Here is a 13,340-nt window from a genome sequence, read left to right as displayed (position 1 = left end):
TCGTAATTACTCCTTAAGCAAAACTTTTTTGAAGTTTATTTTTAACTTTAGTAAATAGGCTTCTATTGTCAAAAAAGTTTTCTTGAAATAAGGTATCTGCTTCTACATCTCGAATCATAAAAGGAGGATGCTTCAAAGGAAAGCTAATTTCTTGCGTCCCCATTTTACCTAAGGGATTTTCAGTAGAAAAAGTGTGAGTTGCATTGGCTCCGAAACCAATATTCGTAATCAAATTAACTTCAGGCACTATTTTTAATCCATGTTGAAGCCAACAAGCTAGCAACCATTGATAATCCCAACAGGATCTGTTTTTATTTTGGTAGGCATCTTGAAATATTTTTTGCCAAAACAAATAATGTTTTGGTACCCTTAAATAATTTTCTAGGAACCGACTCTCGAAAATTTCAGGCCATTGCTTAATGTCATAATCAAAATATTTCCAAGCTCTACGCCAGGATGCCCAACCCCAATTTCCACCAAAGTAGGAAAAATAATAACTTTGTCCAGGTAACTTCCGTTCGCCTAAAAGATTGGTTCCCGCAATACTCATTACTCTTTCATCATCGCGATATTTTTCTAATAACTCCTCGCAAAACTGAAAGAAAGTTGGATGAGGTAAACAATCATCCTCGAAAAGGATGGCTTCTTCTACTTGTTCAAATACCCAATTAATACCTGTAGCTGGACGTAAACCGCAGCCTAAATTTACATCTGAATAATTTTTTATAACTTCGCAATCCCAATCTACAGTGTCAATAATTTCACGAGTAGCAGCGCACTTTTCTGCTTCACCTGGTTGATCGCTACGAGGGCCATCAGCAACTACTAAAAGCTTCGGCGGTTTTGCCTGACGAATTACCTCAAAAACCTTGGCTGTAGTCTCAGGTCGTTTAAAGATTAACAAAGCAACGGGAGTTTTCATGGTCACTTATCAGCAGTCATATTCTGTTTATATTCGGAGTAATGTAGGAGCATACTGGAAGCGATCGCTCCTATTTCATCTAAAGGAGTCTGAAGCGAAACATAGCGATATCGAAAAGCAGCCAATCGAGGCTCTGTCTCTTGATAGAGGATATCTTGCGCCACGTTTCCCCACCGATCCTCTGGCATCAGATCGAGAGTCATGCCAGCATGACCAGAAGGTAACAGCATATTAGAACCATGTACACCAATGACCAAGCGGCTTTGGGAATAAACTTGGCACATTTGCCTCTCAGTGTCTGAATTAAACTTGTTTACCCGCAAATCTTCAATCCAGTCGGGAAACTGAGTTTTCCTCCCCAAACCAGCGATCGTAAACTTTGCTAAAGGAACTTTAGAGCGAATCTTTAAAAATAGTTTTTGCACTCTTTCATTCTGAAGCTTGAGGGCAATATCAACCATCTTTAATTTCCTCAAGGTTTTGAAGAGAAGCGGATTACACCAAATCCGATCGTCGCGCCAAATAAAGGTTATTTGGTTTGAATCTTTATCAAAGCTATGAGTGGTAACCCGCGTAAATTTACTAATATCAAACTGACTCGGATGAGAATATGCCTTACTTACGTAAATTTTATCAAAACGCTTGGATTCCTCAGAGATAAATTGGTCAAACTTCGGATAGTAGCATTGCCCTTGCTGTAAAGGTATATTTACCGTCCAAATTTCTGTAACGCCCTCTGGAACCATCCATCTCAAGAACTTTGGGACGATGACAATTAAGCCGCAATCTGGGTAATTATTTAGATATCTTTGGACATTAAGCAGCTTTAACAAACTATGCCCATAAAGATAATCAATACAGTTTAAGATAATGACACGTTGATGCTGCTTAAAAACCTCCTTAGATATCGCAATCTCTTCAGATTGGGGGTTTTGCAGAGAGTAAAGAAGTTTTTCACCTAACCAATACTTACAGGATTCATTTCCAAAAACGTCGCCTTTTGCTAAATCAATTTGATAAGGAAAAGTGACAGCATGACCAACTTCTAAATCTTCAATAATTTCTATATTACAGGAGTCGCACTTAGATTTTACGCAAATATGCATTCCCTGCCAAAGAACACCTTGAGGATTAAGCAGTGTACCGCTGTGGGGACAGGTAGATTTGTGCTGAATGCTTGGTTTTATTTCAATCATTGCACGATTCCTTTAATTCTTGTAGCAGCCTTATATAAATTACAAGAGCGTAGAATAAACTTACCGATTGGCTTTAAATCTGGAATGATAAAGTTGAGAACTACAGTTACAATGAAATAAGTAATCAAAGTTGCTATGGTAGCTCCAACCGCTCCATCCTTAGGAATTAGATATAAATTTAAAACTATATTTACAACTGCCCCTATAAAAGTTAAAAATAATTCATTTTTGGCTTTTCCTTCAATCATAATAAACGCATTTCTCGCAAGACCAAAACCGCTACCAAACTGTGACCAAACATAGATTGATAGTATTATTGCTGAAGCTGCATACTTATCTCCGTACAAGAAATGAACGACGTAAGTGGAAAGCAGTGAAACTGGAATTGCGATTATCAACCACAAAATTAAGGTTAAATCAAAGTAAGCCTGAAATTTTTTGAAATATTCAATCTCCCCTTGAGCCTTCGCCTCAGTGAGTTTTGGGAAAAAAGATATTTGCATGATAGAGGGAATAAAATCAAATATCTGCGAGATCTTCACAGCAGCGGCATAAATGCCTAATTCATATTTAGGATCGAATTTAAGTTCTTGAGCAGAGAAGGAACCCAGCATGACCTGATCGATAGTGGAATAAATATAAATGGCGATTCCCGACACAATCAAGGGCCAACTTTCTTTGATTAAGTTCTTTGCCTGAGGGAGACTGCTACGCCATGCTTTTATATCCTCCCCGCTATTTTGATAAATTATTACCAAGCCCACAGCAGCTAAGGCAAGCTCTCCACATCTTGCCCAGGCGAATGCAATGAGAGGAGCTTTAATTTGAATTAAGACAATTCTGACAGCACAGACAAGCAAATAGGCGCAATTTTTAACAACAACTGTATATTTAGATTTAACTTGCGAGCGGAACCAAAGATCGATCGTCTCGAAAGCTTGAAAAATGGTTCCAGCAGCGATAATTCCTACCAGCCAATGAGTTAAAGAGTCCTGAGGCTGTAGTAAGGAAATTGCGCCAACCGCTAACAAAGTTGTTACAACACCGCCAATAAGTTTTAGTGCGAGGGAAGTTCCAAGGGTTTCATTCTTGGTAGATAGATCGCGCACAATGTCACGTACTACGATGCTATCAAGCCCCAGGTTGGCAATTGGCCCTAACAGGGCTACAAATGCGATCGCATAATTAAATAAGCCAAACTGTTCCGGCCCTAGATAGCGAGCTACCCATATCCCTACAATTAGGCTTAAGCCCATTTGGAGGATTTTGTCAGCGAACAGCCACGCGATGTTGCTGAACACCTTGCGTAGACCAGGGCTAAGCTTTTGATTGACCAGACTCAGCTTGTCTAACATCAGAATTGGGCAATTTATGAAGGGATAAAGATAGGGTTCGAGAACTAGGTCGTCCTACAGAACCCTATTTGTTTTTGCGATGAACAGAACAGAATCGATTATTTACCTTTAGCACCTTGCAAAACTTTTCTCACAAATTTTGCGGTTCGCATTAGTTTCGGTTGCTCCCACAAATACTGCAATAAATCTGTTTTCAGTTTCGCTGCCGCTGAATAATTTTTGTACATTGCAGGAATCAAACGATACTTCATTCCTTTGTACGTGGCATAATCTACAGCAGTCGGAGATTCTGCATTGCGGCTACCGAATTCATATATTGCTGGTAAATAATGAGCCGTGAGAGATTTGCGAGAATATTGGGGATTGAGTGTTTCCAAGGAACCGTGAATCGTTCTAGAGTTCCAGAATAAGACGTCCCCTTTTTTCAAGGCAGGAGCTTGAATATTACTCTTGTGAACATTGATATACTCCTTCAACTTTTCCAAGTAAAACCGATTAGATAGTTTTTCATCATCTGTTAACTCAAAGTCAACCAGATGAGATGTTGGTAAAACATAGAATCGACCCGCTTCTTCATGGATGTCCTCCAGAGCAAACCATCCAGCCAGTAAATGACCATTTGGCATCGAATCTAAATAGTACCAATCCTGATGGGCAGGGGTAGCCGTGTTCATATCAAAGAACATAGTTTGCATGAGGTTATGCTCCTTACTACCCGTCAGTTCAGTCAGTGCTTCCCTAACCTGCTGTAAACAGAAAATTTCTTTAGCTGCCTCAGTAAATCCTGGATAATCTGGGTAATCGTGAACATCTCTAAAAGATTCTTCAGAGTATCCATTGGGAGTAATTGTATTGGTTTCCCATTTATTCGTTGATTGTCTAAAGAAAGGAGAGTTAGATGAAAGGATATTGGAGTTATACTCTTTTAAAATATTATTAATCAAATTTTCAGGAATGAGATTTTTAAAAACATAGTATCCGTTAGTTTCGTAATAATCTTTAGGTGTGTCCATAAATTAAATCCTTTAGGAACTGATTGTTTTAGTTCACTTTTAAACGTATATTATTAGATATCGACAAAATTTTCCTACGTAAATATCCGGAAATTAAAGATCGAGAAAATTTTCCTACGTAAATATCCCGAAACAGTGTTGAATGTTATTGCAACACGGCTTAACATATTTGGCTGAAACTCATCCTTAATTAAAGCGATCGCTTACCGAGCCTCTAACCCTTCTAGCGATCGCCTGATTGAGCAGAAACCCCTCAAGACCGGCAAACCAGTTCTTAAGCGCTGGAATTCTCTTGAGAACTTTTTCCTGTAGCGTCCAGGCATAATCGAACTGTTGCTATAACATAAAACAGCCAAGCATAGGTAATTGATATCAATCCAGTTTCAGTAATATTTGTCATAACTGCCCACGTAATCAGTAGCAGGGGCATGACTAATTCAGGTTCTTGGGTACGTTTCATATACTGAACTGCTAAAGCAATATTTGTTAAGAAAGAAAGACAAAAGAACCCTAATCCTACGAATCCCAAGTCTACAGCTAGGTCTAAAAAACCATTATGAGAATGTTCTGGCTTAAATTGGGTTTTTACCACGATGATGTCAGCCGCTGGATCGGCTGCTCCTCGCCAAGACTGCCAAAATCCTTGGTATCCATATCCCAGCAATGGATGTTGTTTAATGTGGTTGATGACTAAAGGCCAGAAGTCTGTGCGTCCAGTTAATGTCAAATCTTTATTCAGTGTATCTACAATAATAAATTCGGCATTTTGGGTAATTACAATACACAAACACATGGCGATAGCCATAAAAAAGATTATGCAGGCAAAAGCTAATCGGGGAGGCAAGTTTTTGATAAAGCGGATAACGATTAACACGCTTATCAGTAGAACCAACAGAACTTTCCCCATTCCGCTGTTTGAGCGTTGTAAAGCAAAAATAGATAAAGCAGCAAAACCCAGAGATTGCCATTTAGTTTTTGGTTTGCGAACTGACTGTATATAACACATGACAGCTGTTAGACCCATCAAGAATCCAAAAGCATTTCCGTGGGGTAAAATTCCTTGCCAGCCCTTAGACGTTACTCCAATTGACGGTCTGAACAAAGCATAAAATACACTCAGTAAAAGTATGATTTTGTTGATAGTAAGCAATAAATCAAATAGTTCTTTCCATTTATACTGCTTACCAACGTAAACACAAAAAGCAGTTGTGCCTAAAAAAACTATACTAGCTTTGAGTGTATAAGTTGGAGTTTCTGACCAAGCCGCGGATAGAATTAATAAAAAGAGTAATCCGCAAAAATAAACATTATTAATGAGAAGCCTAGAAATAACAAAAACTGAATTTTTAATGTTTTGCAAGAATCGCGAATAAATAATGAATATAAAGGTGGCGTAAATGCCGATTTGAAAAATTGTCGAATAAAGCTTTTTTCCCTGTAGATATAAAGCTCTAGGATGGATTTTATCAAATCCGGTTAAAGTAACTCCTGCAATCGCAAAGATTATTAAACCAATAAAAATTTTTTCTAATGTTTTAGAGGTCGCTTGACTTCTACCAGCAAAGTTAAACAATAATAAGATATAAATAATCGCACTGGTGGCAGCGATTATTAACAATAGAGGGTTTGAAGCGAGAGTACTCATGTTTAATATTCTTAGACAAGAAATAACGCGAAGCTGACCCTATATGAGTATAGCGACTGATTAAACCAGAGAAGAATAATGTATTTCCGTATATTTACGAGTATTTAATTCTTTTAAAGATACAAACTAAAAACTAGTAACTTCAAAAAGCTTACTATAAATAGGTTTAAGAGATTTACCTATAAAATGAGGATAAATAAATACTATTTAGAGTGGCAGGTTTCTACTCACACAGCTTAAATTTAAAAATATAAAACAAGTAGGTTATGTATGGTCGATCTAGGTTTTTATAGACAACTCACTCGAACTTCTGCCGGGATAACCTTAGTGGCAACATTTGCCTTTGCTTGCCCCAATCCTACCCAGGCGACTGTACCGCGTTTTCAAAAACCTACAATTCTTGCACAAGCGAATACTAATCCTGCTCGACCAGATATAGCCTATACATTGGGTGGAGGCGATCGCATCCGCCTTGATATCTTCGAGGTTCCCCAATATAGCGGCGAGTACCAAGTTCTCGCAGATGGCTCCTTATCCCTACCCTTGATTGGAACCCTATCGGTTCAGGGGCTAACCGTGCCACAAGCGACGAATGCCATTTCATCTGCATACTTTCGCTTCCTCAAACGACCCATCATCACCATTAGCGTTCTGTCTCCTCGCCCTATCAATGTTCGGGTGGGAGGAGAGGTGACTCGCCCAGGGGGCTTCACAATTCCCCTGATAGCTGGAGTCGGGAGCGTGCCTGGGTTCCAATATCCCACCGTAACCCAGGCAATTGAGCTGGCACAGGGAATTACGCTGACGGCTGATATTCGTAAGGTTCAGGTGCGTCGCAAGCTAGCATCCGGTTCCGAGCAAGTAATCAATCTGAATCTTTGGGATCTGATACAAACCGGCGACAGCAGGCAAGATTTAAATTTGCGGGATGGAGACACTGTCTTTATTCCCACAACCAGCACCATTAACTTAGACGAAGTACGCCAAATTGCCACGACTCGTTTTTCACCTCCTTTAGAGGAACCCCGCAGTGTTGCAGTCGTAGGAGAAGTCAACCGTCCTGGTACTTATGTTGTGATTGGAGGAAAGACAACACTAGAGCAAAGAACCCTGGGACTGCCAACTGTAACGCGGGCAATCGATTTGGCTGGGGGGATTAAGCCCTTGGCAGATATTCGCCGTATCCAGCTGCGGCGACTTACCAAAGCAGGGACAGAACAAATCATCGATCTGAATCTTTGGCAACTCTTGCAGGCTGGGGATTTCAGTCAAGATACGCTTTTGCAAGATGGAGATACCATTTTCATTCCCACTGCATCAGCAGTTAACCCGGCAGAAATTTCTGAATTAGCGACCACTAGCTTTTCTCCCGGTACTATTAAGGTAAGTGTGGTCGGAGAAGTGAAAAGTCCAGGAGTGGTGCAGGTTGCGCCAAACACAACCTTGAATCAAGCATTGCTGACTGCGGGAGGATTCAATGATGCTAGAGCGAATCGAAAGGCGGTTGATTTAATTCGCCTCAACCCTGACGGTACAGTGTCAAAGAGTAAAGTCAATATTGATTTAACCCAAGGAATCAATGAGACAAATAATCCACTCGTCCGCAATAACGACATTATTGTAGTCAGCCGTTCTGGAAGCGCCAAAACTTCTGACAGTGTGCGAACATTCTTAGAACCGATCGAAAAGGTTTTCACATTCTTCAACATTTTTAATTTATTTGGAATCTTGGGAGACGATGACTAGGTAAGCATATATTCAGGGTGTATCTATAAACGTTTTCTTAAACCGTAGTTAGCTTTTTTTGTTCTATCTACTTCTATCTAATAGGTAAATGGATACCGAACACAATTCACAGCCGTTCTTTAATAAGCGCACTAGTAATAGCAAGTTGACTCAGTCCTTGCCAGGGCACCTGACTCGACCCTCTGACGACAGTGAGGAACAGAAGCTGGACTTGGCATGGCTATTAGGGGTTGTGCGCCGCCGACTCCCAGTTATGGCAGGGGTAACAATTATATTAACTGTCATGTCAGGAAGCATGATTGTCTTTACCTCAAAGCAGATTGCTCCAGAATACGAAGGAGCTTTTCGGCTTTTGGTGGAACCCGTGACTGCTGAAGATAGATTGGCGAAGCAATTTTTATCGTCTCAAACGAACAATGCAGATATCCAAAAAATCGAAGTAGAAAAATCTAGTTTATTGGATTATGAGACGCAAATTCGAGTTTTGCAAAGTACGAAATTGATGTTGCCAGTCATCAAGGAATTGCAAAAAAAATATCCGGAGATAACATATAACTCCTTAATGACGAAACTCTTAATTTTTCGAGTCAATTATGAAAAAGATGGAGTTCAATACGGCACCAAAATTTTAGAAGTTAGTTACCGGGATGAAGACCAGCAAAAAATTCAGTTTGTATTGGATAGTCTTTATAAAAATTATCTGAATTACAGCCGCCAAGAGCGCCTGTCAAGCCTTAAACAAGGAATTGAGTTTATCAATCAGCAGCTACCTCAGCTACAAGGGCAAGTTGATACGCTGCAAGCACAACTCCAAAAACTGCGGCAGCAGTATAATGTCAGCGATCCGGAACAAGCAGATTCCTTGCTATACGAGCAGGCTTTGACGCTTGAAAGACAAAGATCGGATACCCAAGCGGAACTCGCTGACGCGCAAGCGCAATATGCCAGTATGCAAAAACAGTTGCAAGAAGGGAACTCTACCGCAATTTTGTCTACTGATGCAAAAACCTACGAAACCTTGCTAGCGCAGATTCAAACTCTAGATAGTACTATTGCGGCACAATCCCCCCAATTTCGGGACGATAGCCCACCGATTCTGGTTCTTAAGGAAAAGCGGGAAAATTTGCAACGGTTGCTGAGCGAACAAGCCCAAGGGCTTCTCAAAAAATTGGAGGGAAGAATCCAAGGAATACAGGAGCGCTACCAAACAATTCTGAAAACTGAAAGGAAAATCAAAGCACAACTGCAAGAATTACCTGCGGTAGCCCGCCAGCACGCCGATATACAGCGAAAATTATTAGTTGCAACCGATAACCTCAAGCAATTTTTAGGCAAACGAGAAGCCTTGAACTTAGATGCTGCCCAGCAGGAAGTGCCTTGGGAACTCATTGAAGAGCCTCAGCTACGGCGCGATGAAGATGGCAACCTGATATCAGTAGCGACGAAACAAACGAAAAAACAGTTAGCGATCGCAATTGTTTTAAGTGCGCTATTGGGTATCGGGTTGGGTTTTCTCATCGAGGCTCTCAATACAGTCTTCCATACCCCCGAAGATGTCAAAGGGGAAACGAAACTGCCGATTTTGGGAGTGATTCCTTTTGCCAAGGAACTCAAGAAACCGCCCAAGAAACCCAGCAAACTCTCTACCGCAGCGGATGTTGCCGGTTTAAATCAACTTTTGGGTGACAATAAAGCAAATGGCAATGGTCGCAAGAAGCTAAATGTATACACCGATTCGCCATTTTTGGAAGCCTTCCGTTCTCTCTATACCAATATTCGCTTGCTCAGTTCCGGGACGCCGATTACTTCTTTGGCAATCAGTTCCGCAACACCGGGAGATGGAAAATCAACGGTTGCCATTCACTTGGCGAAAGCCGCAGCGGCAATTGGTCAGCGGGTATTATTGATAGACGCCGATTTGCGGCGTCCGAGTCTGCATACTCGCTTAAGCTTACCGAACGTGCGCGGACTCAGCGATATCATCGCCACGGATTTGAGTCTGAATGATGCCATTCAGCGATCGCCAGAAGACAACAACCTGTTTGTCTTAACATCGGGTCACAACTCTTCAGACCCGATCAAACTGCTTTCGTCAGATAAAATGCAGTATCTGATCGAGCAATTTCAAGCCCGTTTCGACTTAGTGATCTACGACTCACCACCCCTAGTTGGTTTAGCAGACAGCAACATCTTGGCAGCGAATACAGATGGCACTATTTTAGTTGTGGGGATCGATCAAACAGACCGTTCCATGCTGATGAAAGCATTAGATGGACTAAAAATCTCCGGTGGCACAGTCTTGGGTATCGTCGCCAATGGCATTAAAGGGTATACTTCTCCCGCGTATCCTTCCTATAGCCGCACCTATAGTCGCAATTAAGCGAGCTTCGGGGCAGGGGCGTATTCTTATGTTCGCTGAGTCCATGCTTGGCTTTGCTGTGCTAACAGCACTGACTATCCAGTTTCTATAAAAGCGATCGCACAAGTGCAGAGCTTTTTAAGAATGGGAACAACCACAATCGAATTGCTTCTACATTACGGCGCTGCTGCACTCAAACGGGGTGAATGGAAATGATGAAGTTAAAGCTGGACTGGTTTCGGGACAAAGGTTTCCGAAAGTCGCTTTCAAGAACGCAAACGCCGCCATTTTCAGAAACGGCAAGGCAGATCGGACGGACGCGCTTACTTGCTCAAAGCTTATTATGGGGCGTTACGCTAACTTCTTTAAGCAACGCGATCGCACTTTTGTTAATTGAGGCACCCGTCTTAGCAGCAGAACGGGTAACGCTGCGCTTGGGACCGTTTCAGCAATCGGTCGCGATCGAAGATTTAGAGGATTTTGCCAAAACGGGGGAAGTTCCTGCAAGTCTCAAGCCTTACAAGGCATTGCTCAGCTCAGAATTTCGAGACATCCTCAACCGTCGCTTGCACCTAGATCCGAATTTGGGAGACAAAGTGGTAAAAGACGTGTTGCGATCGCCCGTTGGAGAAGAATTAATCAAGAAGCTGGGGTTGGCGCTCCCGAATAGTACGGTAGAACAACTGCAAGCAGGTTTAACTCTAGCCTTGCGGCAAGCCAACGGCTTAAGCGTTATCAGCTTTTTGCAGTCCTACCCAGCCGACACCATTACCATAGACGCCTCTTCAGCGATCGCGATCGCCCTAGAATTCAACGCCCCCTACTGGCAAAGCGGAGCTTTAGGCCCTCTACTGGAGCGGGAACTGACCGTCACCAAAGGAAAATTTCGTCCTGCCTTTAACCCCGCCCAAGCGGGTTCCGAAACAGTACAGCAGCAGACTCTGACTTTTCACGACTGGCGACGCCAAGAGCCGATTCTGGGGACATACACCAGCGATCGCAAGATCGTCGTCGATCTTTACTGGGCAAACACAAACGAGAAGCCCCCTTACCAAAATTCTCAAAATCCCCTCGTGGTTCTCTCCCACGGCTTTGGAGCCGATCGCTCCTTCCTGGCTTATGTAGCCCGTCACCTAGCGTCTCATGGCATCACCGTCGCCGCCATCGAGCATCCAGGCAGCAATGCCAACCGAATCTTTGGGGGGCATTTTGGTAGTAACTCGGTAGGAGTGCCCGGTTTGGTGCCCTTGTTACCGGCGTCCGAATTTGTCGCCATGCCCAAAGATATTAGCTTTTTGCTGGATGAGCTAGCTCGGCTAAACCAGCTACCCGGTTCCCTTCAGGGGAAGCTGAATACCGAGAAAGTGAGCGTGATTGGTCATTCCTTGGGCGGCTACACGGCTTTAGCGTTGGCGGGAGGCGAACTGAATCTAGATGAGTTACGACAATTCTGCAAAAATCGCAATCCGCTAGGAAAATCGGGGGGCGATTGGTTGCAGTGTGCAGCAGCGGATCTGCCCGACCAACGTTTGAGCTTGCGGGATCGGCGCGTGGCGCAAGCGATCGCGCTGAACCCCGTCGTGGGAGACTTATTTGGCAAAAAAGGTCTTGGCAAAGTTAGCACTCCTACCTTAATCTTGACTGGCACCAGCGATCCCCTCACTCCATCGCTGAACCATCAACTACGACCTTTTACCCAACTACCCAGCCCGAAATATCTCCTCACAGCAATTGGCGGAACTCACTTAAGCATTAGCGATTTTGCTCCTGGTAGCCAAGGCGAACAGCTCACTCAAACAACCCTCGTCAACGAACGCACTGGTGAAGTAGCGGCTCCCCTGCGTCAGTTGCTTAAAGGCGTCACCTTGGCATTTGTCAAACAGCTGACTCCAGCCGCCTCAACTTACGAACCCTTTTTAACACCCGCCTACGCCCAATCTCTCTCTACCCCAGAACTGGCGCTGCGCCTGAATACGCAACTACCCCCAAGCGTTACTTCGTGGCTGGCTTTGCCACCACTGCCCTAGAAAGGCGGGCATCCCAATGAAATGTTTCTCAAAACTAAGGCAAGGCTCCGAGTTTTGGATAAAAATCCTGATTTAATCAAAGTCAAGCTGTGACTAATTAAAAGTTAGCATTAAGCTAATCGCTACTTTTGACAGTAGCCTCTTCAGGAGAGAGCGCATTATGGACCCCATCACGATTCTTGCCCCCCTCGCCTTAGTGATTATCGGCTATACAGTGGGTTCTGTGAAAATTATCAACGAAGGAAATCAAGCTTTAGTAGAGCGCTTGGGTCAGTACAATCGAAGACTCGCGCCCGGTCTCAACTTTATCGTTCCCTTTGTTGACTCAATTGTGGTGGAGGAAACCAGCCGCGAGAAGTTTTTGAACATTGACCCTCAACAGGCAATTACCAAAGACAACGTTTCGCTGAAAGTTGATGCAGTGGTGTACTGGCAGATTCTGGATTTGGAAAAAGCCTACTACGCCGTTGAAGATATTGAGCAAGCAATCGAAAACTTAGTTTTGACGACGCTTCGCTCTGCGATTGGTCAAATGGAACTGGAGCAAACGTATTCTTCCAGAACCGAAATTAATCAGACTTTGTTACAGCAGTTGGATGAAGCGACGGCTGCGTGGGGAGTTAAGGTGACTCGCGTCGAGGTACGAGACATTACGCCCGCAAAAACTGTCTTGGAGTCTCTGGAGCTGGAACGAGCAGCGGAAAGTAAGAAACGCGCTTCCATCTTGGAAGCGGAGGGAACTGTGAAGTCGATAGAAATTCTGAGCCAAGCTTTGCAGTCACAACCTTTAAGTAGAGAAGTATTGCAGTTTCTCGTTGCTCAAAGATATGTCGATGCCAATCAGAAATTGAGTGCGAGTCCTAACTCCAAAGTGGTATTTATGGACCCGAAAGCTTTATCAGAAGCCATGACTGATTTAATGTCTACTCCTGAACCTCCTAATGGCTCTAATGGCAATGGATCGGGAACTTAGAAGGTAAAAGGTAAAAAACAAAAATGAAAAGAGTTTTAAGAGTCGAGCTGATTTGAAATTAAAAACATCACTTTTTAAGGCATTTCAAGACAGCGATCGCTCTT

At 42.9% G+C, this 13,340-nt stretch carries 9 protein-coding genes; 4 read left to right on the top strand and 5 right to left on the bottom strand.

Annotated elements, in window-relative coordinates; translation table 11 throughout:
* Positions 1-13: 13 nt before the first annotated feature.
* The 5 genes from H6F52_RS22740 to H6F52_RS22720 all read right to left on the bottom strand — a co-directional run bounded on the left by H6F52_RS22740 (position 14) and on the right by H6F52_RS22720 (position 6,131).
* Complete coding sequence (locus H6F52_RS22740; RefSeq protein ID WP_190536830.1) at positions 14-922, bottom strand: glycosyltransferase family 2 protein; 909 nt, start codon at positions 920-922, stop codon at positions 14-16.
* Between the two features lie 2 nt (positions 923-924).
* Complete coding sequence (locus H6F52_RS22735; protein WP_190536829.1) at positions 925-2,118, bottom strand: hypothetical protein; 1,194 nt, start codon at positions 2,116-2,118, stop codon at positions 925-927.
* Entirely contained in the window at positions 2,115-3,473 is a 1,359-nt protein-coding gene (locus tag H6F52_RS22730) for a flippase (protein WP_190536828.1), read from the bottom strand. The genes H6F52_RS22735 and H6F52_RS22730 overlap by 4 nt, the downstream gene beginning before the upstream one ends.
* Positions 3,474-3,571: 98 nt before the next feature.
* Positions 3,572-4,486 carry a phytanoyl-CoA dioxygenase family protein gene (locus tag H6F52_RS22725; protein ID WP_190536827.1) on the bottom strand — a complete coding sequence of 305 codons (915 nt, stop codon included), beginning with the start codon at positions 4,484-4,486 and terminating at the stop codon, positions 3,572-3,574.
* Between the two features lie 274 nt (positions 4,487-4,760).
* A complete protein-coding gene (locus H6F52_RS22720; protein WP_190536826.1) occupies positions 4,761-6,131 on the bottom strand; it encodes an O-antigen ligase family protein in 1,371 nt (456 codons plus the stop codon).
* 270 nt (positions 6,132-6,401) lie between these two features.
* On the opposite strand from H6F52_RS22720, the gene H6F52_RS22715 reads away from it, so the two are divergent.
* The 4 genes from H6F52_RS22715 to H6F52_RS22700 all read left to right on the top strand — a co-directional run bounded on the left by H6F52_RS22715 (position 6,402) and on the right by H6F52_RS22700 (position 13,236).
* Positions 6,402-7,877, top strand: coding sequence for an SLBB domain-containing protein (locus H6F52_RS22715; protein WP_190536825.1), 1,476 nt, complete (start codon positions 6,402-6,404; stop codon positions 7,875-7,877).
* Between the two features lie 88 nt (positions 7,878-7,965).
* Entirely contained in the window at positions 7,966-10,257 is a 2,292-nt protein-coding gene (locus H6F52_RS22710; RefSeq protein WP_190411835.1) for a polysaccharide biosynthesis tyrosine autokinase, read from the top strand.
* Between the two features lie 191 nt (positions 10,258-10,448).
* Positions 10,449-12,263 carry an alpha/beta hydrolase gene (locus H6F52_RS22705; protein ID WP_242034037.1) on the top strand — a complete coding sequence of 605 codons (1,815 nt, stop codon included), beginning with the start codon at positions 10,449-10,451 and terminating at the stop codon, positions 12,261-12,263.
* A 160-nt stretch (positions 12,264-12,423) separates the two neighbouring features.
* Positions 12,424-13,236, top strand: coding sequence for a stomatin-like protein (locus H6F52_RS22700; RefSeq protein ID WP_190429171.1), 813 nt, complete (start codon positions 12,424-12,426; stop codon positions 13,234-13,236).
* Positions 13,237-13,340 lie beyond the last annotated feature (104 nt).

The organism is Coleofasciculus sp. FACHB-542, from assembly GCF_014695825.1.
Classification (GTDB): Bacteria; Cyanobacteriota; Cyanobacteriia; order Cyanobacteriales; family FACHB-T130; genus FACHB-T130.
This window is presented reverse-complemented; position numbering and strand designations above follow the sequence as displayed.